This window comes from Ruegeria sp. AL11 (assembly GCF_056540865.1).
This window is the reverse complement of record NZ_JBQFXO010000001.1, coordinates 279,268-296,064: the sequence shown is the minus strand read 5'-3', so window position 1 is coordinate 296,064 and position 16,797 is coordinate 279,268. Positions and strand designations below refer to the sequence as shown.

Sequence of the window (16,797 nt, the reverse complement as noted above, 5' to 3'; positions counted from 1 at the left end):
GCAATGTTTTCCTCTTGCCCCTGCCGGGAAAACCGTTATGAACACTCCAACGTCGGGCTATGGCGCAGCCTGGTAGCGCGTCCGTCTGGGGGACGGAAGGTCGCAGGTTCGAGTCCTGCTAGCCCGACCAAATCACACCGACGTTTATGGCAGACAGGCCAGATCCCGCTCTGGCATCAGGGGGGATCGAAATGACAGGTGTATGCCCAAACCAGCAGATCGAAGCGATGATCACACGGGGTGAGATCAGTGCCAGCCCGGACGTGATCCCGGCACAGGTGCAACCCGCCAGCCTTGATCTTCGTTTGGGAACAGTGGCTTACCGCGTCCGCGCTTCATTTCTTGCGGGCGAAGGGCGATCGGTCGCCGACCGTTTGGCCGAGTTTGAGATGCACCGGATCGATATCACCGACGGAGCCGTGCTCGAGAAAGGCTGCGTCTATCTCGTGCCGTTGATGGAATCGCTCGCCCTGCCCGCTGAGACCAGCGCGGTGGCGAATGCCAAAAGCTCAACCGGGCGGCTGGACCTGCTGACGCGAACAATCACCGATGGCGGCACCGAGTTCGACCGGGTGCCCGCAGGCTATACCGGTCCACTCTATGCTGAGATCTGTCCACGGTCCTTCTCGGTTCTCGTTCGGCCGGGCATGCGGCTGAACCAGATTCGCTTCCGTCAGGGTCAAGCCGTTCTGACCGACGCCGAATTGACCGCGCTACACACCGAATCCCCGCTGGTCGATGGACCTGCCGTCATTCAGGACGGTTTAGGCTTTTCCGTTGACCTGCAGTTGCCCGACACCGATCTGGTCGGCTATCGTGCAAAGCCGCATACCGGCGTGATTGATCTGGACCGGATCCGCGCATACGACCCACGAGACTATTGGGAAGAGGTGCGCACGAGTGATGGCTGTATCATCCTAGACCCCGGCGCGTTCTACATCCTCGTCAGTCGCGAGGCGGTGCATATCCCACCCATGTACGCGGCGGAAATGGCCCCGTACCTGGCCATGGTCGGCGAATTCCGGGTGCATTATGCAGGCTTCTTCGACCCCGGCTTTGGCCATGCCGCCGCAGGTGGTGCCGGATCGCGCGGTGTGCTTGAGGTCCGCTGCCACGAGGCCCCATTCGTGCTGGAACACGGTCAGGTCGTCGGGCGCTTGGTCTATGAGAAGATGTCCGAAATGCCCACGCAGCTATATGGCGCGGACATATCCTCGAACTATCAGGGACAGGGGCTGAAACTGTCCAAACATTTCAAGGCGGCTACCTAAAACCGCATGAACCGCCGCATCTGACGGGTCATCTGCTTGGCCTGTTTGATACTCTGCGACTGGGCCGGCCCCGGTTTCCCTTTCGGTTGGGTATCGCCTGAATCCGACGAACCGCCCATACGGCTTGCCATATCAAACCCCTTGTCGATGCCTTTGTTGACAAGTCGGCGCATGACCTGGCGGACGATCATGTCAATGATCCGATTTGCATTCATTGCTCAACTCCGTTTCCTGCACCTAAACATAGGGTATCTATGCGGCGACAAAAGGGCTGTCTGATCACTGTTCCTCGAAGAGTTCGGTCTGATCTTCGTCAACTTCGTCTTCGCGCCCCTCGCCCAGTGGGATAGCACCCGGCGGCGGGCGATTTTCCAACAAGCCAGCGGCGCGCAATTCCTTGAGGCCCGGTAGATCGCGAGCGTTTTCCAACCCGAAATGATCCAGAAACTCGGGTGTGACGACAAAGGTCACCGGGCGGCCCGGCGTCATGCGGCGGCGGCCCAGACGGATCCACTCCATCTCGAGCAGTTGGTCGATTGTCCCGCGCGAGACAGAGACACCGCGTATCTCTTCGATCTCAGCCCGCGTGCAAGGCTGGTGATAGGCCACGATGGCAAGTGTTTCGATTGCCGCGCGGCTCAGTTTGCGAGTCTCAACCGTTTCTTTCTGCATCAGAAAGCCAAGGTCAGGGGCGGTCCGGATCGCCCATGCCTCACCCACCTTGACCACGCGTACACCGCGGCCCTCGTAACGTTTCTGAAGCAACTCAACGGCTTGCGCGGCACTGCTTCCATGGGGCATCCGCGCCTCAAGATCCGCAATCGTCACCGGTTCCGCGCTGGCGAACAGCACCGCTTCGACCATCCGCTCCTGCTCGGCCAGAGGGGGCGCTTCGAACAGGGTGCCGGTTTCTTCGGGGGCGTCAGTCACGGGTCTCGGTCCTCTTGCGCAGATGGATCGGGGCAAAGGTATCGCTTTGCTTGATCTCCATATGTCCTTCTTTCACCAGCTCCAGCGAGGCCGCGAAAGTCGCCGCCGTAGCCGAGCGTCGCCGCACCGGATCACCGTCCCATCCGTCGGGCAAATAGGTCTCCATATCGGTCCAGGCACCGGCAAACCCGATCAGAGGGCGCATACGTTCCAGCGCCTGCTCCATCGTGAACACCGAGTCGCGGTCCATCACAAAGGGGCGGAATTCATCGCGGGTGCGGATACGCGCATAGCCCTGCATCAAGTCCAACAGCGTGGCGGAATAGGTCACTGTGCGAATGCGAGTGACGTCTTCGGCCTGCCCGCGCTTGAAGAAATCGCGCCCCAGCTGGTCCCGCGCCATGAGCCGGGCGGCGGCATCACGCATGGCCTGCAGGCGTTCGAGCTGAAACGCCAAGTGGGCTGCAAGTTCCTCACCCGAGGGCCCCTCATCATCCGGGTCAGGCGGCAGCAGGAGGCGGGATTTGAGAAAGGCCAGCCAAGCGGCCATCACCAGGTAGTCTGCGGCCAGTTCGATCCGCAGCGCGCGCGCCTTTTCGACAAAAGCCAGATATTGCTGCGCCAGTGCCAGGACCGAAATCTTGCGCAGGTCGACCTTTTGCGTCCGTGACAGGGTCAGGAGCACATCTAACGGGCCCTCAAAACCGTCAACGTCAACGATCAGCGCTTCGGCTGCCAGCCGGTCGGCGACCGAAACCGGATCTTCGCTGAAAAGACTATCGTTCATATACCTGCCCGCCCATTAGGGCAGATAGTTCAGCCTCAGTGGCCTCGATGTCAAGTTCGGCGGGCTTTTTGCGCATGGCCAAGGCCCGATCTGCGCGGGCCTGCGCCGCCTCGGTCATCTGGCCTGCGGCTTCAAGCACATCACGACGTTCGTCAAAGCTGCCGTTGCAGTGCAAAACAACATCACAGCCCGCCTGCAAGGCCCGTGCCGCACGTTCGGGCACCGACCCGCTGAGCGCCTTCATGGTGATGTCATCGGTCATGACTAACCCGTCAAAGCCAATCACCTCGCGGATGACCTTCATCATCGGGGCCGAGATCGTGGCCGGTGTCGGATCGATCTGTTCGAACACCAGATGAGCGGTCATCGCCATTGGCAGGTCGTTCAGAGCCTTGAACGGGGCGAAATCGGTCTGCGTCAGCTCTTCGAGCGGCAGGTCGACGCGCGGCAGGTCGAAATGTGTGTCCAGCGTGGCCCGACCGTGACCGGGCATGTGCTTGACGACGGGCAAAACGCCCCCATCCAGATGCCCCTGCGCAACGGCCCGCCCCAGTTGAGCGATGCTTTTTGCATCACTGCCGTAGCAGCGGTTGCGTAGAAAGGCGTGGGTTTCCGGGCGCGCGACATCCACCATCGGGGCGCAGTTGCTGTCGATCCCCAGCTCAAATAGCTCATGCGCAATCAGGCGATAGCGCAGGTACATGGCGCGTTCCGCATGCTCTCCGGCCCGTTCAGCATGATCGAGCGGCGGCATCCATTCGCGCGCCAGAGGGGCGCGCAGACGTTGAACACGGCCTCCCTCCTGATCAATCGTTATGGGACAATTCCGCCCAACGGCCTCGCGAAAGTCATCGCACAGGGCCCGGACCTGATCGGCACTTTCGATGTTGCGCGCGAACAGGATGAACCCAAACGGGTTCATATCACGGAACAAGGCCCTTTCGTCATCGGTCAACCGCAGCGCTTCTGCGTCAGAAATCGCGGCCCCAAACGTCACCTGACGGCCACCGGGATACAGTCCGCCCCTTGCGCTACCAACGCCGCACAGAACTGGCGCGAGTCGCTCAGGTCATCAAAACCAAGCACGCGCAACCGGTAGAAGGTGCGGCCACCGCTTGAGGTTTTCTGGATAACACGCTGTTTTCCGTCCATATACTCACCGAACTGACCGTTTAGACGCGCCCATTCGGATTTGGCGACATCCGCGCTCTCAAAAGCGCCAAGCTGCGCCAGACGAGTGCCTTTGCTCAGTGTGTCAGGGTCTACATCCAACCCAACGGCGGATTTGACGGCCGCGTTGATCGCTGCCTCAGACGTATCGGTGACCACCGCACGGCGGGCCGGGCGGGTTTGCGGGCGCAACGAGCGGCGCACACCCGGAAGCTCGGCAATGGTCGGGTCTGGCAGAGCTGCGGCGAAATCCGCAGGGTCAATCGCAGGCTCTTCCTCGGGCGTCACCAGTGACGCTAGCTGCACGCCATCCTCGGTTTGCTGATCATTGGCACGAGCCGCCTCGCCCGCGAGCTCGGCGACCAGTGCGTCCACTGCGTTCTGCCGCAGCGCCGCGGCCTCTTCGTTCGAAATCGGCGCTTCGACGACATGAACAGCTTTGGTCGGCTTCAGTTCCCCAGCGGGCAGGTCCTCATCCGTCAGCGAGACCGGACGCGGGGCTAGGATCAGACGATCCGCAGGGGCGGCTGCCGAGCCTTCGGCAGCAACGGCATTCACGGCCAGACCCTGATGATCTGCGGGGCGTCCGCCCGGGTTTTCGGGTTGAATGCGCATCGGACCTTCGGCGGCGCGGACAACAGGCACACCGCTGACATCGCGCATCACCAGCTTGTAGCTCCAGATTCCGATCCCGGCGACCAGCGCCAGAGAGGCAACCGCCCCCAGCACGTTCATCGCCTTGCCAACGCCAAAACCGCTGCGCGGCGCGGCATGGTCGGCCATCTCGTCAGGGTAGTCATACCCATCATCGGCATAGGATTGATTCGGGTAATGCATCTGCCCGGGGCTTTGATGCCCCGAGTAATCGTAACTCGTCATGTCCGCCTCACCGCCCGATTGCACCTGAAATTAAGGCGCGCGGGTCATTTCTTGTCTGCCTCAGACCGGCGGTTCGGGCGGTATTGGTTACCGCATCTCCTGCGCCGGAGTAACGCCAAGAATACCCAAGCCTGCTGAAATCACAACAGAAACGGCACGGGCCAATGCGATTTTCGACTGGCTTGTGGCAACATCGCCATCCTGGATGAAGCGCAGTTGAGTTTCTTCATTGCCCTTGTTCCACAGAGCATGAAAATCCCCTGCCAATTCATACAGATAGAACGCAACGCGGTGCGGTTCGTTAGTGCGCGCGGCAATTTCCACAAGTCGTGGCCATTCAGCCAGTTTCTTGGCCACAGCCAGCTCTGAGGTATGGTCAATCTTGCCCAGATCCGCGCCCACAAGGGTCGCATCGTCGGCGGCAATTTCGGCCTCAGCGGCGCGGCGCAGCACGCTCATGACGCGGGCATGGGCATATTGCACGTAGAACACGGGGTTCTCACGGCTCTGCTCCAGCACCTTGTCGAAATCAAAATCCAGAGGCGCGTCGTTCTTGCGGGTTAGCATCACGAAACGGGTCACATCCGGCCCAACCTGATCGACCACATCGCGCAGGGTGACAAAGTTCCCGGCCCGCTTGGACATCTTGAACGGCTCGCCATTCTTCCACAGCTTCACTAGCTGGGTCAGCTTAATATCCAGCGGCACCTTGCCGTCGGACAGAGCCGAAACAGCGGCCTTCATTCGTTTGACATAGCCACCGTGATCCGCGCCAAACACGTCGATCAGAGCGTCAAAACCACGGCTCACCTTGTCGTAGTGATAGGCAATATCCGGGGCGAAATAGGTCCAGGCACCATCCGATTTCTTAACCGGGCGGTCGACGTCATCGCCATGTTCTGTCGATTTGAACAGAGTCTGCTCGCGCGGCTCCCAATCCTCGGGCTTTTTGCCTTTGGGCGGCTCCAGCACGCCCTCATAGATCAGGCCCTTGTCCGTCAGCGACTGCAGCGCGGCTTCAATCCGGCCCGTGCCATAGAGGGATTTCTCCGAGAAGAACACGTCCATCTCGACGCCCAGTGCCTTCAGGTCCGCGCGGATCAGGTCCATCATCGCGTCGGTGGCGAAGTTGCGCAGGTCTTCCAGCCATTCGCTCTCGGGCTTGTCGATCAGGCTGTCGCCGTATTTCTCTTTCAGCGCCTCGCCGATCGGGATCAGGTAGTCGCCAGGATAGAGACCTTCAGCAATCTCGGGGCTCAGACCATTGGCCTCGCGATAGCGTTCGTAAGCCGAGCGCGCCAACACATCCACCTGCGCGCCACCGTCGTTGATGTAGTACTCACGAGTCACGTCATGGCCGGAATAGGCCAGCAAACTCGCCAGAGCGTCCCCGAACACCGCGCCCCGCGTATGGCCCACATGCAGCGGCCCGGTCGGATTGGCCGAGACATATTCCACGTTGACCTTCTGCCCCTGCCCCATAGTCGAGCGGCCATAATCCGCGCCCATCTCCAACACGCGCGCAAGAACACCCTGCCAGACCGTCGCGGCCAGACGCAGATTTAGAAACCCCGGCCCCGCAACCTCGGCGCTGGTGATCCGGTCATCGGCGGCCAGCTTGACTGCCAAAGCGTCCGCAATGTCGCGCGGCTTCATCTTGGCGGGCTTTGCCAGCACCATCGCCGCATTGGTCGCCATATCGCCATGCGCAGCATCGCGCGGCGGTTCGACCGCCACGTTGTCAAAGCTCAACCCCTCGGGCAGAGCGCCTTCGGACTGCATCTGCGCCAACGCGTCCAGTACAAGACCGCGGATCTCGGAAAACAGGTTCATTTCGGATGTCCTTTTGCTTGCCCGGCGGTTTACCACGCAAAGCGTCAAGGTCAATGGAGGGCATCTGTTTGGGCTTGGATTGTCCACGAACACGGCTAATTTGAGCAGGATTGCAAAACCGGAGACGACCCATGCGCCTAGTCCTGCCCCTTGTCCTTGCCCTAGCGACGCCCGTATGGGCCGAGATGCCCGCGCCCAAGGGGCACGTTCTGCTGACATTGGGCGGCGCGGTGTCTGAGACCAACCTGCCCGCACGCGGCGAGAATGACGGCGGTCTGCTTGGATATCTGGAGGTCACGCATAGCGGAGCAGCCGGTTTCGACACCGCGATGCTGGACGCGCTTGATCAGACCGAAATCACGATACCCTACGGCCCCGAAGGCAACAAACGCGAGATCACGTTCTCCGGCCCTCTTCTGTCAGCGGTCATGACCATGGCCGGGGCCGAAGGGAAAACCGCCAAACCCATGGCGCTGGACGGCTATCAGGCAGAAATTCCGTGGAGCAGTATCGAGGCCCACAACCCCATTGTCGCGACCCATGCGGATGGCAGCCCAATGGGCATCGGCGGCTACGGCCCAACCATGATCGTCTTCCCGCCGACCGACAACGCTGATCTTGCTGCGGAACAGGCCAGTCAGCAGGTGTGGGCGCTGGCCTATATCGGGATCGAATAGTTACTGGCCTGTCAGGCGTTTATGCTCCTGCAGCGCAAACCGATCTGTCATGCCCGCAATGTAGTCTGAAACGATCCGCGCCAGCGCAGTCTCATCCTGCGCTGTTTCGATGTCGTCATGCCAACGGGTTGGCATCTGTTTGGGATCATTCAGATAGATCGGGAACAGGTCTTCGACCACACGAGCCACTTTTTCCCGAACCTCCATCACACTAGGCGCGCGATACATCCGCGCGAACAGGAAGGCGCGGATTTCCTTGAGTTGCCCCCAAAGCCCGTCGGAAAACTGAATGACCGGAGCGCCATAGTGCCTAATATCCTCAACCGACTGCGCCCCCGATCCGGCAATAAGCTCCCGCGACGTATCAATCACATCCGAGACCATAACACCAAAAACCCGTCGCAACGCCTCATGCCGGCGGCGATACGGGTCAAGCCCGGGATAGGCCCGATCAACAGCCGCATAGCATTCTCCCACAATCGGGAGTTGCTGGATTTCATCGTCAGAGAACAGACTGGCCCGAAGCCCATCCAGCAGATCGTGGTTGTTATAGGCAATATCGTCCGACAAGGCCGCCACCTGCGCTTCGGCGCTGGCATGAGTGTGCAGTTCCAAATCGAACCCACCATTACACTCGGCCAGAGCCCAAGGAAGCTCTCCGGTCACCGGTCCGTTGTGCTTTGCGATCCCTTCCAGACATTCCCATGTCAGATTGCAGCCGTCGAACTCGGCATAGTGGCGCTCCAGCTTGGTGACGATACGGATGGCCTGCGCGTTGTGGTCAAAACCACCATAGGGCACCATCAACGCATGCAGCGCATCCTCACCCGTGTGACCAAAAGGCGTGTGACCCAAATCATGCGCAAGCGCGATGGCCTCCGTCAGCTCCGGATTCAGGTCCAAAGCCCCCGCAATTGTGCGCGCGACCTGAGCCACCTCGATTGAATGCGTCAGGCGGGTGCGGTAGCTATCGCCTTCATGTTCGACAAAAACCTGCGTCTTGTGCTTAAGCCGCCGGAACGCGCTGGCATGAATGATGCGATCCCGATCACGCTGAAAGCATGACCGGAAACTGCTTTCCTCCTCAGGCACCAACCGCCCCCGTGCGCGGCCTGGATCCGAGGCAAAACCCGCTCTATCCAAAAGTCTGGTCCTTGTCGCCTGTCGATAGGTTTCATATATTGTACGTTGGTTGGGAAATAAACCTTTGGAGTCCGGCATGAATCTGCCTCCGACAGTCACAGAACGAGCGTTTGAGCGCCTTGCTGAAATCGGTGCCGCCAATCAGGGTCAGGCCTTGCGTGTCGCCGTTGAAGGCGGGGGATGTTCCGGTTTTCAATACGAAATCGCGTTGGACGAACCAAAAGAGGACGACCTTGTGCTGGAAGGCAAAGGCCAAAAGGTGATTGTAGACTCGATCTCCCTGCCCTTTCTGGAAAATGCAGTCATTGATTTTACCCAGGAACTTATCGGCGCGCGGTTCGTGATCGAAAACCCCAACGCGACGTCCTCCTGCGGATGCGGCACGTCGTTTTCCATGTAAACCACGTGGGGGCTTTGCCCCCACACCCCCAAGGTATTTTCAGCCAGGTGAAGCAGGGATCCACTCTCCGACCTGAACGCCGGAGAGCTTCACCTGGCGCGGTCATCGGCGCCTCCGCCTGTACAGCATCTCATTGCTACAACAAAATTGGTTAAGGATCCGTTTCTTCATCTGGCCAAGAATACCTCGGAGCGCGAGGCAGAGCCTCGCAACCCCATCCACCACCTTGCCGATGGGATCATTCTGGGCGATAGGTTGCCAACAGCTTTGGAGGATCGCGCATGAAAATCGCCACGTTCAACATCAATGGCATAAAAGCGCGGGCCGAAGCCTTGCCACGTTGGTTGGATGAAGCCCAGCCGGACGTGGTTCTATTGCAGGAAATCAAGTCCGTCGACGAGAACTTCCCCCGAGAAATCTTCGAAGAACGCGGGTACAATGTCGAAACACATGGTCAGAAGAGCTTCAACGGAGTCGCAATCCTCTCGAAGCTAACTTTGGAGGATGTGACGCGCGGTTTGCCCGGTGACGATGAAGATGAACAAGCGCGTTGGATCGAAGCAACTGTTGTCGGCAAGCAGGCGCTGCGGGTCTGTGGCCTTTATCTACCGAACGGAAACCCAACGCCCGGGCCAAAATACGACTACAAACTGGCGTGGATGGAGCGGCTTTACGACCGAGCCCGTGCCCTGTTGGCGAGCGAAGAGCCTGCGTTGATGGCGGGCGACTACAACATCATTCCCCAAGCAGAAGATGCAAAACGCCCCGATGCATGGCGGGAGGACGCCTTGTTCCGCCCCGAAAGCCGGGCTGCCTTCCGCAAAATCCTGAACCTTGGGTTCACCGAAGCGTTCCGTGCCCGCGTGCAAGGTGCAGGCCACTATTCCTTCTGGGACTATCAGGCCGGAGCATGGAACAAGGATGACGGCATTCGCATCGACCATTTTCTACTGACCCCTCAGGCCGCGGATCTGATGCAAGACTGTCAAATCGACAAAGAGGTGCGCGGGCACGAAAAACCCTCGGACCACGTGCCGGTTTGGGTCGATCTGGACATCTGAGATCAGACGGTCGGGTCGTAGTTGTAGATCCAGTCATATTTCCGCGTCAGGCGCGGACCTATTGCTGCCAGAACCGCTTGCGCGGCCAGACGCATAGGACCCCGCAGATGGAAGTTGCGCGCGTTAGCAGATGCCGCAGCGACCACATGTTGCGCGCGACGCTGGCGCGCGGCTTCGTAGGCTGCGAGAGCCTGTCTCACACCCGATTGGCTGTCGAATGAGCGTGCCAGAACCCAGGCATCCTCAAGAGCCAGACAGGCCCCTTGCGCCATGAAGGGCAACGTCGGATGGGCGGCATCGCCCAACAGGACCAAGCGTCCGTTCTGCCATCTCTCGGCCACCGGACGCAGGAACAGCGCCCACAGATTCGTTTCTTCGACCTTTGTCAGAATGTCCCGCACAGGCCCTCCAAAATCGGCAAACCGGGCGCGCAGTTCATTGGGATCGCCCTCTACGCGCCAGCCTTCCTGCTGCCAGTCCGAGCGTTCTTCAATTGCGACGACGTTCATCAGGTGCTGATCGCGCAGCGGATAGGTGACCACATGGCGCCCCGGCCCCATAGTCAGTGAGGCTTGCGGTCTCTCGACCCGGTCCTCCCAAGGCACCGTTGCACGCCAGGCGATCTGGTGGGTAAAGGCAGGAGCCTCGGGGCCATTCAGGATCGGGCGAAGGGTGCTGCGACCTCCATCTGCCGCAATGACACATTCTGCCCCCAAGCGCTCACCGTCATCCAGCACAATCTCGGCCTCGGACGGATGTTTTCGAACCGTCTGCACGCGCGCACCAAGGCGTATGTCGACACCTGCTTCCTCTGATGCCTGTCGCAACAACTCAAGCAAGTCAGCGCGGTGATAGTAGAATGTCGGGCCCGCCGCCGGGGCTGGAATACGACTGATCACCCGGCCCTTGCGATAGTCGCGCAGAATAATTCCGCACGAGAATTGCGCGGCTTTAGGCTGATCCCCCGCAACCCCCAAGGCGCGCAGAACGGACATCCCGTTAGCGCTGATTTGAAGGCCTGCTCCGACCTCGGTCAGCGCTGGGGCCCGCTCTAGCACCGTCACCTGCGCCCCGCGCTGGCGCAGGGCCAACGCCGCCGCAAGACCGCCAATTCCGCCGCCAACCACGCAAAACTTCAAACCGTTGATCTTCATGGCCTTGCCTTAACGCAAAAACGCCGGAGCGACAGGCCCCGGCGTTTGAATTCTTCACATTTAAGGACGATCAATCGTCGCGATGGACCTTTTCGCGACGCTCGTGCCGTTCCTGTGCCTCGAGCGTCATGGTCGCGATCGGGCGCGCATCCAAACGCTTCAGCGAGATCGGGTCGCCTGTTTTTTCGCAATACCCGTATTCGCCTTCGTCGATCCGGCGCAGGGCCGAGTCGATCTTCGCCACCAGTTTGCGCTGACGATCCCGTGTGCGCAGTTCCAGCGCGCGGTCGGTTTCCTCACTGGCGCGGTCGGCGACATCCGGAATGTTGCGGGTGTTGTCCTGCAGCCCTTCGATCGTGTCGCGGCTGCCTGCGAGTAGTTCTGTCTTCCAGTCCAGCAGCTTGCGGCGAAAATACTCAAGCTGCAGATCATTCATGAAAGGCTCATCTTCGGCCGGACGGTAGTCCTCCGGCAGAAAAACTTCCTGCTTCATATTTGCTCCCTCGGTATGGCCTGTAACGTCGGTCACGGTTGCTTCACCAGACATTTGGCTCTCCCTTCTGCGCAGCGTTTAGCCGACGGGCGCTGGAATGTCACTACACAAACGTAGAACCGACGCCCCGTCGCAAGCCTTCATCTAAATATGAGACTTAAAACAACAAATCCTTGTTTTTCTGTGAAAATCGACAGGCAATTTCAGGGCATTGTTCAACCCTCAAGAAAGGCACCTGCCTGCGAATCATGCAAAAGCGGTTGGACTCGCTGGTAAATTTGAGTCACCGACGCAGCGGCCCGGGTTGTCAAATTCCCCATCGCTCGGTAACCCGGACACCACAGTTTCGCCGGAAACATCAAGAGGACCCGATGACCGCACGTTTTCAAGGCACAGCCGAATATGTCGCCACCGAAGATCTGACCATCGCCGTGAACGCCGCCGTCACGCTGGAGCGCCCCTTGCTGGTCAAAGGGGAACCCGGCACTGGCAAGACCGAATTGGCAAAACAGGTCGCCGGCGCGTTGGGTCTGCGCATGATCGAGTGGAATGTGAAATCCACCACGCGCGCGCAGCAGGGCCTTTACGAATACGACGCCGTCAGCCGGTTGCGGGACAGCCAGCTGGGCGAAGAGCGTGTGCATGACGTCTCGAACTACATCCGCAAGGGCAAGCTCTGGCAAGCGTTTGAGGCCGACGAAAAGGTCGTTCTGCTGATTGATGAGATCGACAAGGCGGATATCGAGTTTCCCAATGACCTTCTGCAGGAACTCGACAAAATGGAGTTCCACGTCTACGAGACCGGCGAGACGATCAAGGCAAAGAACCGCCCGATCGTGATCATCACTTCAAACAACGAAAAAGAGCTGCCCGACGCCTTCCTTCGCCGTTGCTTTTTTCACTATATCCGCTTCCCGGATGAAGCCACGATGCGCCGCATTGTCGAAGTCCATCATCCCGGCATCAAGGACGCACTGTTGACCACCGCGCTGACGCAATTCTACGAAATCCGCGACACGCAAGGCTTGAAGAAGAAACCCTCAACCTCCGAGGTTCTGGACTGGTTGAAGCTGCTGCTGGCCGAGGATCTGAGCGCCGAAGACCTCAAGCGCGACGGGGCCAACGCGCTTCCCAAACTGCACGGCGCGCTGCTGAAAAATGAACAGGACGTGCATTTGTTTGAGCGATTGGCCTTCATGGCGCGCAGTCGACGTTGAACAGGATGTGAGCGCGGCTTGCTTCTTGGCGGTCCGGGTGTCAGCATCCCAGAAACCAAATAAGCAGGACGTATCGCTTGGCCAAAGACCTAAAAATCCGCCCACTGACCGCCGAGGACAAGGCCCAATGGGCTGAAATGTGGCGTGATTATCTTGCGTTCTATGAAACCACCCTGCCCGACACGATCTACGACACGACATTCGAACGTCTGCTGGGCGATGATCCGCAGGATTTCTCCGGCTTTGTTGCCGAACTAGACGGCAAGCTTGTCGGATTGACGCATTTCCTATTTCACCGTCATGGCTGGAAGGTGGAGAATGTCTGCTATCTCCAGGACCTGTTCGCCCGCCCCGAGGCGCGCGGAACCGGCGTCGGGCGCGCCCTGATTCAGGCGGTCTATGATGAGGCCGATCGCCAAGGCGCTCCGTCAGTCTATTGGCTCACGCAGGAGTTCAATCACACCGCGCGCCAGCTCTATGATCGGATTGGCACCCTGACGCCGTTCATAAAGTACAATCGCGCATGAAGCGGTTTGTCGCCTTCGTTGCAGTGTTGGCGCTGTCAGCCTGTACAACGGTCGAACGGATCGAATTGCCGGACAACGTCAAGGTCGTTGAGCAATCCCTGCCCCCTACCAAGTCGTTCTCGGCGTCGCGGCCAACGCCCCCTGCGCGGTCCAATACTAACATTGCCGCCGACTTCCTGGACCTGCATTTTGCGCTGGAAAGCGGTGTGGAACTACCGGTTTTCACCCGGTTCGAAACGCCCGTCACTGTGCGCCTGACCGGCACGCCCACGGCCAGCATGCAGCGCGACTTGACCAGCCTGTTGAACCGCATTCGACGCGAAGCCAGGATCGACATTCGGCAAATTCCCGAAGGTCAGGCCAACATCACCATTGAGGCCGTCACTCAGCGCGATATTCAACGCATCCTGCCCAATGCTGCCTGCTTCGTTGTGCCCAATTCATCGAGCCTTGAGGAATACCGCCGCGACCGCCGCAAAGCGAAAAGCAGCTGGACCGAGCTTAGTCAGCGCGAGCGTCTGGGCATTTTCATCCCTGCAGATGTTAGCCCACAGGAAATCCGCGATTGCCTGCATGAGGAACTGGCGCAGGCGCTGGGGCCGCTCAACGACCTCTATCATCTGCCTGATTCCGTATTTAACGATGACAATATCCACACCGTTCTGACCGGTTTCGACATGCTGATCCTGCGGGCGGCCTATTCTCCTGAACTACGCTCGGGGATGACCCGCGAACAGGTCGAGGCCGTGATCCCTGGCCTTCTCAGCCGCCTCAACCCGCGCGGCGACCGGCTACCAGTGCAGCCATTGACTGAAACCCCGCGCGAATGGGTTGACGCAATCAATAAAGCCCTCGGTCCCGGTCCCGGGTCTCCCCGACAACTGCGCGCAGCAAAACGCGCGGCCGAGATCGGACGGCGACAGGGCTGGACCGACCACCGCCGCGCCTATCCACACTACCTGATGGGCCGCATGATCCAGTTTCGCGACCCCGCAGCCGCCTTGCAGAACTACCAGATCGCGCTGCAATTCCTGAACGCGACACCTGGAACCGAGGTTCACCGCGCGCATGTCACGGCGCAAACGGCTTCTTTTGCGCTGGCGCAGGACAGAGGGCCCGAAATTCTGCCCGATCTGAACTCTGCAATTGACGTGATAACACGGGCCGAGAACGCGTCACTTCTGGCGACGTTGCTGCTGTTGAAATCCGAGGCTCTGAAACAAGCCGGACAGGAGCAGCAGGCACGTGCCGTCAGGCTGGACAGTATCGGATGGGCGCGATACGGGTTTGGCTCGGATCTGGTGGCCCGGTCTCTGGCCGAAGGCGACGCTGGAACGTCGAGAAACAATACAGGCGGATAACAGACGAATGCTCGTAGTAGTGGGAATGGCTGTTTTGGGTGCGATCCTGGGCGTAATGGCCGCGCGCAAGCGCAACGGCAACCGGGCTGACATGGCGCAATACGCGGCCGGTTACGGCATCGCCTTTGCGCTTTTGGGCCTGATCCTGTCTCTGATCCTTGTGCGGTTCTTGGTGTAGCCCATGTTCCTGCCCTTTTTCGAAAACCTCAGAAAAGCAGGCATCCCGGTCTCACTGCGGGAATATCTGACCTTTCTGGAGGGGATGAAAAAGGGCTTGGCCACGTATGATGTCGAGGCGTTCTACTACCTCGCCCGCGTCTCGATGGTGAAGGATGAACGCAATATCGACAAGTTCGACCGCGCTTTTGCCGCCAGTTTTGAGGGGCTGGGCGAGATCAGTTTCGATCAGGTGCTGGAGGCGGTCGACATCCCCGCGGACTGGCTGGCCAATATGGCCGAAAAACACCTATCAGACGAGGAAAAGGCCGAGATCGAAGCCCTTGGCGGCTTTGACAAGCTGATGGACACTTTGCGCGAACGCCTGAAAGAGCAGCAAGGCCGTCACCAGGGGGGGAACAAGTGGATTGGCACGGCCGGGACCTCTCCGTTCGGGGCCTATGGCTACAACCCCGAAGGCGTGCGGATCGGCCAGAAGGAAAGCCGCCACCAGCGTGCGGTGAAAGTCTGGGACAAACGCGAATTCAAGAACTTAGACGACACTGTTGAACTAGGAACGCGCAACATCAAGGTCGCCTTGAAGCGTCTGCGCCGCTGGGCGCGTGAGGGCGCGGCGGAGGAGCTGGACCTGGACGGCACCATCCGCGCCACTGCCGAACACGGCTATCTCGACGTCAAAACCCGCCCCGAGCGGCATAACGCGGTAAAGGTCCTGCTGTTTCTCGACGTCGGCGGATCAATGGACCCGCATATCAAGGTGGTTGAAGAGCTGTTCTCGGCCGCACGGACCGAGTTCAAGCATCTGGAATATTACTACTTCCACAATTGCCTTTATGAAGGCGTCTGGCGCGACAATCGCCGCCGTTGGGACCAACAGATCCCAACCCACGAGGTGCTGCGCACCTACGGCGGCGACTACAAATGCATCTTCGTCGGCGACGCCTCGATGAGCCCGTACGAAATCGCATACCCCGGGGGCGCCAACGAGCACTGGAACCAAGAAGCAGGCCAAGTCTGGCTGCAGCGCGCGCGCGAGCAGTGGACCTCAAACCTGTGGATCAACCCGGTGCCCGAGAAATACTGGGGCTACACCCACTCCATCGGCATGATCCAAGAGATTTTCGAGGACCGCATGGTGCCAATGACGCTGGCTGGGTTGGAACAAGGCATGCGAGAGTTGACTCGCTAGACGTCGCTGCGCGTTGAAGTAGATCAACGCTGCCAAAAACAAGACAAAGTCTTAGATTTTGCCCTCGAAATAGCTTCAGAGGAAACAATCGAAGCAATATTCCCCGCATTTTTGAGATTCGTGGTATAAACCAAGCGGATCGATGCTGGGGGGCTGAGATGACCAAATCTAAACTTCGCAATTACCTGACATCTTTTTTGACCATTTCTGCATTGGTGCTGGCGTCCGGTGCCGTTGCAACTTTTGCCTTTGCGCCGGATGCGGCTTACGCAAAAAACGATAAAGGCAACGGCAAAGGCAAAGGGAACGGAAGGGGTAACGGAGGTGGCAAGGGGAATTCCGGTAAGGGAGGAAAAGACGGGGGCAAGAGCGGCGAAAAGGGAAAATCTGGCAAAAGCAACGGCGCAAAAAATGCCGGTAAGGATCATGGAAAAGCCAAATCCAAAACCCTGAGTTCTCGCAACCTATTCGGAAATAGCAACAAGCAGAAAGCGAAGTCCAAAACCCAACGCTCTGGCAACCTATTTG

At 59.3% G+C, this 16,797-nt stretch carries 19 protein-coding genes and 1 tRNA gene; 10 read left to right on the top strand and 10 right to left on the bottom strand.

Annotation, left to right across the window (positions count from 1 at the left end):
- Window positions 1-53: 53 nt before the first annotated feature.
- Both ACR0IP_RS01485 and ACR0IP_RS01480 read left to right on the top strand, forming a co-directional pair.
- A tRNA-Pro gene (locus ACR0IP_RS01485) sits at window positions 54-130 on the top strand.
- A 61-nt stretch (window positions 131-191) separates the two neighbouring features.
- Entirely contained in the window at window positions 192-1,271 is a 1,080-nt protein-coding gene (locus ACR0IP_RS01480; protein ID WP_480523389.1) for a 2'-deoxycytidine 5'-triphosphate deaminase, read from the top strand.
- On the opposite strand, the gene ACR0IP_RS01475 is transcribed toward ACR0IP_RS01480, so the two are convergent.
- The 6 genes from ACR0IP_RS01475 to argS all read right to left on the bottom strand — a co-directional run bounded on the left by ACR0IP_RS01475 (window position 1,268) and on the right by argS (window position 6,870).
- Window positions 1,268-1,486: a hypothetical protein gene (locus ACR0IP_RS01475; protein ID WP_480523387.1), complete on the bottom strand. Its 219-nt coding sequence runs from the start codon at window positions 1,484-1,486 to the stop codon at window positions 1,268-1,270. The genes ACR0IP_RS01480 and ACR0IP_RS01475 overlap by 4 nt on opposite strands.
- A 64-nt stretch (window positions 1,487-1,550) precedes the next feature.
- Window positions 1,551-2,201 (bottom strand): SMC-Scp complex subunit ScpB, encoded by a 651-nt coding sequence (gene scpB / locus ACR0IP_RS01470; protein WP_480523385.1) that lies wholly within the window; start codon window positions 2,199-2,201, stop codon window positions 1,551-1,553.
- A complete protein-coding gene (locus ACR0IP_RS01465) occupies window positions 2,194-2,988 on the bottom strand; it encodes a segregation and condensation protein A (protein ID WP_170688808.1) in 795 nt (264 codons plus the stop codon). Before ACR0IP_RS01465 ends, scpB begins: the two co-directional genes overlap by 8 nt.
- On the bottom strand, window positions 2,978-3,985 hold the full coding sequence (gene nagZ / locus ACR0IP_RS01460) for a beta-N-acetylhexosaminidase (RefSeq protein ID WP_170688809.1): 1,008 nt from the start codon (window positions 3,983-3,985) through the stop codon (window positions 2,978-2,980). The genes ACR0IP_RS01465 and nagZ overlap by 11 nt, the downstream gene beginning before the upstream one ends.
- A complete protein-coding gene (locus tag ACR0IP_RS01455) occupies window positions 3,982-5,037 on the bottom strand; it encodes an SPOR domain-containing protein (protein WP_170373949.1) in 1,056 nt (351 codons plus the stop codon). Before ACR0IP_RS01455 ends, nagZ begins: the two co-directional genes overlap by 4 nt.
- Window positions 5,038-5,124: 87 nt before the next feature.
- On the bottom strand, window positions 5,125-6,870 hold the full coding sequence (gene argS / locus ACR0IP_RS01450; RefSeq protein ID WP_480523383.1) for an arginine--tRNA ligase: 1,746 nt from the start codon (window positions 6,868-6,870) through the stop codon (window positions 5,125-5,127).
- Between the two features lie 131 nt (window positions 6,871-7,001).
- On the opposite strand from argS, the gene ACR0IP_RS01445 reads away from it, so the two are divergent.
- Window positions 7,002-7,547 (top strand): putative pterin-binding protein, encoded by a 546-nt coding sequence (locus ACR0IP_RS01445; RefSeq protein WP_480523381.1) that lies wholly within the window; start codon window positions 7,002-7,004, stop codon window positions 7,545-7,547.
- Here ACR0IP_RS01445 and ACR0IP_RS01440 read toward each other — a convergent pair whose 3' ends face one another.
- Window positions 7,548-8,690, bottom strand: coding sequence for a deoxyguanosinetriphosphate triphosphohydrolase (locus ACR0IP_RS01440; protein ID WP_480523379.1), 1,143 nt, complete (start codon window positions 8,688-8,690; stop codon window positions 7,548-7,550).
- A gap of 76 nt (window positions 8,691-8,766) precedes the next feature.
- Here ACR0IP_RS01440 and ACR0IP_RS01435 point away from each other — a divergent pair, with 76 nt between their 5' ends.
- A complete protein-coding gene (locus ACR0IP_RS01435; RefSeq protein ID WP_170373953.1) occupies window positions 8,767-9,090 on the top strand; it encodes a HesB/IscA family protein in 324 nt (107 codons plus the stop codon).
- A 281-nt stretch (window positions 9,091-9,371) separates the two neighbouring features.
- Window positions 9,372-10,151 carry an exodeoxyribonuclease III gene (gene xth / locus ACR0IP_RS01430; protein WP_480523377.1) on the top strand — a complete coding sequence of 260 codons (780 nt, stop codon included), beginning with the start codon at window positions 9,372-9,374 and terminating at the stop codon, window positions 10,149-10,151.
- A 2-nt stretch (window positions 10,152-10,153) separates the two neighbouring features.
- Here the strand turns inward: xth and ACR0IP_RS01425 are convergent, their stop codons facing one another.
- Complete coding sequence (locus ACR0IP_RS01425) at window positions 10,154-11,305, bottom strand: FAD-dependent oxidoreductase (protein ID WP_480523375.1); 1,152 nt, start codon at window positions 11,303-11,305, stop codon at window positions 10,154-10,156.
- A gap of 70 nt (window positions 11,306-11,375) precedes the next feature.
- The gene (dksA, locus tag ACR0IP_RS01420; RefSeq protein ID WP_170374347.1) at window positions 11,376-11,798 is read right to left on the bottom strand and encodes an RNA polymerase-binding protein DksA; all 423 of its coding nucleotides are present in this window, start codon (window positions 11,796-11,798) and stop codon (window positions 11,376-11,378) included.
- Between the two features lie 371 nt (window positions 11,799-12,169).
- On the opposite strand from dksA, the gene ACR0IP_RS01415 reads away from it, so the two are divergent.
- From ACR0IP_RS01415 to ACR0IP_RS01395, 5 genes are read left to right on the top strand one after another with little or no spacing between them, the layout of a single operon-like run.
- On the top strand, window positions 12,170-13,015 hold the full coding sequence (locus ACR0IP_RS01415) for an AAA family ATPase (RefSeq protein WP_480523373.1): 846 nt from the start codon (window positions 12,170-12,172) through the stop codon (window positions 13,013-13,015).
- Window positions 13,016-13,074: 59 nt separating this feature from the next.
- On the top strand, window positions 13,075-13,542 hold the full coding sequence (locus tag ACR0IP_RS01410) for an N-acetyltransferase family protein (protein ID WP_480523853.1): 468 nt from the start codon (window positions 13,075-13,077) through the stop codon (window positions 13,540-13,542).
- Window positions 13,539-14,903, top strand: a complete 1,365-nt coding sequence (locus tag ACR0IP_RS01405; RefSeq protein ID WP_480523371.1) for a DUF2927 domain-containing protein — start codon at window positions 13,539-13,541, stop codon at window positions 14,901-14,903. Before ACR0IP_RS01410 ends, ACR0IP_RS01405 begins: the two co-directional genes overlap by 4 nt.
- A 7-nt stretch (window positions 14,904-14,910) precedes the next feature.
- A complete protein-coding gene (locus ACR0IP_RS01400; RefSeq protein ID WP_170373958.1) occupies window positions 14,911-15,081 on the top strand; it encodes a hypothetical protein in 171 nt (56 codons plus the stop codon).
- 3 nt (window positions 15,082-15,084) lie between these two features.
- Window positions 15,085-16,269, top strand: coding sequence for a vWA domain-containing protein (locus ACR0IP_RS01395; protein ID WP_480523368.1), 1,185 nt, complete (start codon window positions 15,085-15,087; stop codon window positions 16,267-16,269).
- A 23-nt stretch (window positions 16,270-16,292) separates the two neighbouring features.
- Here the strand turns inward: ACR0IP_RS01395 and ACR0IP_RS01390 are convergent, their stop codons facing one another.
- The gene (locus tag ACR0IP_RS01390; protein ID WP_480523366.1) at window positions 16,293-16,697 is read right to left on the bottom strand and encodes a hypothetical protein; all 405 of its coding nucleotides are present in this window, start codon (window positions 16,695-16,697) and stop codon (window positions 16,293-16,295) included.
- Window positions 16,698-16,797 lie beyond the last annotated feature (100 nt).

What these genes read in the sequence shown, in the direction of transcription:
- ACR0IP_RS01480 (WP_480523389.1), top strand. Translation starts at nt 192, where the DNA reads ATGACAGGTGTATGCCCAAACCAGCAGATCGAAGCGATGATCACACGG.
- ACR0IP_RS01475 (WP_480523387.1), bottom strand. Translation starts at nt 1,486, where the DNA reads ATGAATGCAAATCGGATCATTGACATGATCGTCCGCCAGGTCATGCGC.
- ACR0IP_RS01465 (WP_170688808.1), bottom strand. Translation starts at nt 2,988, where the DNA reads ATGAACGATAGTCTTTTCAGCGAAGATCCGGTTTCGGTCGCCGACCGG.
- ACR0IP_RS01455 (WP_170373949.1), bottom strand. Translation starts at nt 5,037, where the DNA reads ATGACGAGTTACGATTACTCGGGGCATCAAAGCCCCGGGCAGATGCAT.
- argS (WP_480523383.1), bottom strand. Translation starts at nt 6,870, where the DNA reads ATGAACCTGTTTTCCGAGATCCGCGGTCTTGTACTGGACGCGTTGGCG.
- ACR0IP_RS01445 (WP_480523381.1), top strand. Translation starts at nt 7,002, where the DNA reads ATGCGCCTAGTCCTGCCCCTTGTCCTTGCCCTAGCGACGCCCGTATGG.
- ACR0IP_RS01435 (WP_170373953.1), top strand. Translation starts at nt 8,767, where the DNA reads ATGAATCTGCCTCCGACAGTCACAGAACGAGCGTTTGAGCGCCTTGCT.
- xth (WP_480523377.1), top strand. Translation starts at nt 9,372, where the DNA reads ATGAAAATCGCCACGTTCAACATCAATGGCATAAAAGCGCGGGCCGAA.
- ACR0IP_RS01425 (WP_480523375.1), bottom strand. Translation starts at nt 11,305, where the DNA reads ATGAAGATCAACGGTTTGAAGTTTTGCGTGGTTGGCGGCGGAATTGGC.
- dksA (WP_170374347.1), bottom strand. Translation starts at nt 11,798, where the DNA reads ATGAAGCAGGAAGTTTTTCTGCCGGAGGACTACCGTCCGGCCGAAGAT.
- ACR0IP_RS01415 (WP_480523373.1), top strand. Translation starts at nt 12,170, where the DNA reads ATGACCGCACGTTTTCAAGGCACAGCCGAATATGTCGCCACCGAAGAT.
- ACR0IP_RS01405 (WP_480523371.1), top strand. Translation starts at nt 13,539, where the DNA reads ATGAAGCGGTTTGTCGCCTTCGTTGCAGTGTTGGCGCTGTCAGCCTGT.
- ACR0IP_RS01400 (WP_170373958.1), top strand. Translation starts at nt 14,911, where the DNA reads ATGCTCGTAGTAGTGGGAATGGCTGTTTTGGGTGCGATCCTGGGCGTA.
- ACR0IP_RS01395 (WP_480523368.1), top strand. Translation starts at nt 15,085, where the DNA reads ATGTTCCTGCCCTTTTTCGAAAACCTCAGAAAAGCAGGCATCCCGGTC.
- ACR0IP_RS01390 (WP_480523366.1), bottom strand. Translation starts at nt 16,697, where the DNA reads ATGATCCTTACCGGCATTTTTTGCGCCGTTGCTTTTGCCAGATTTTCC.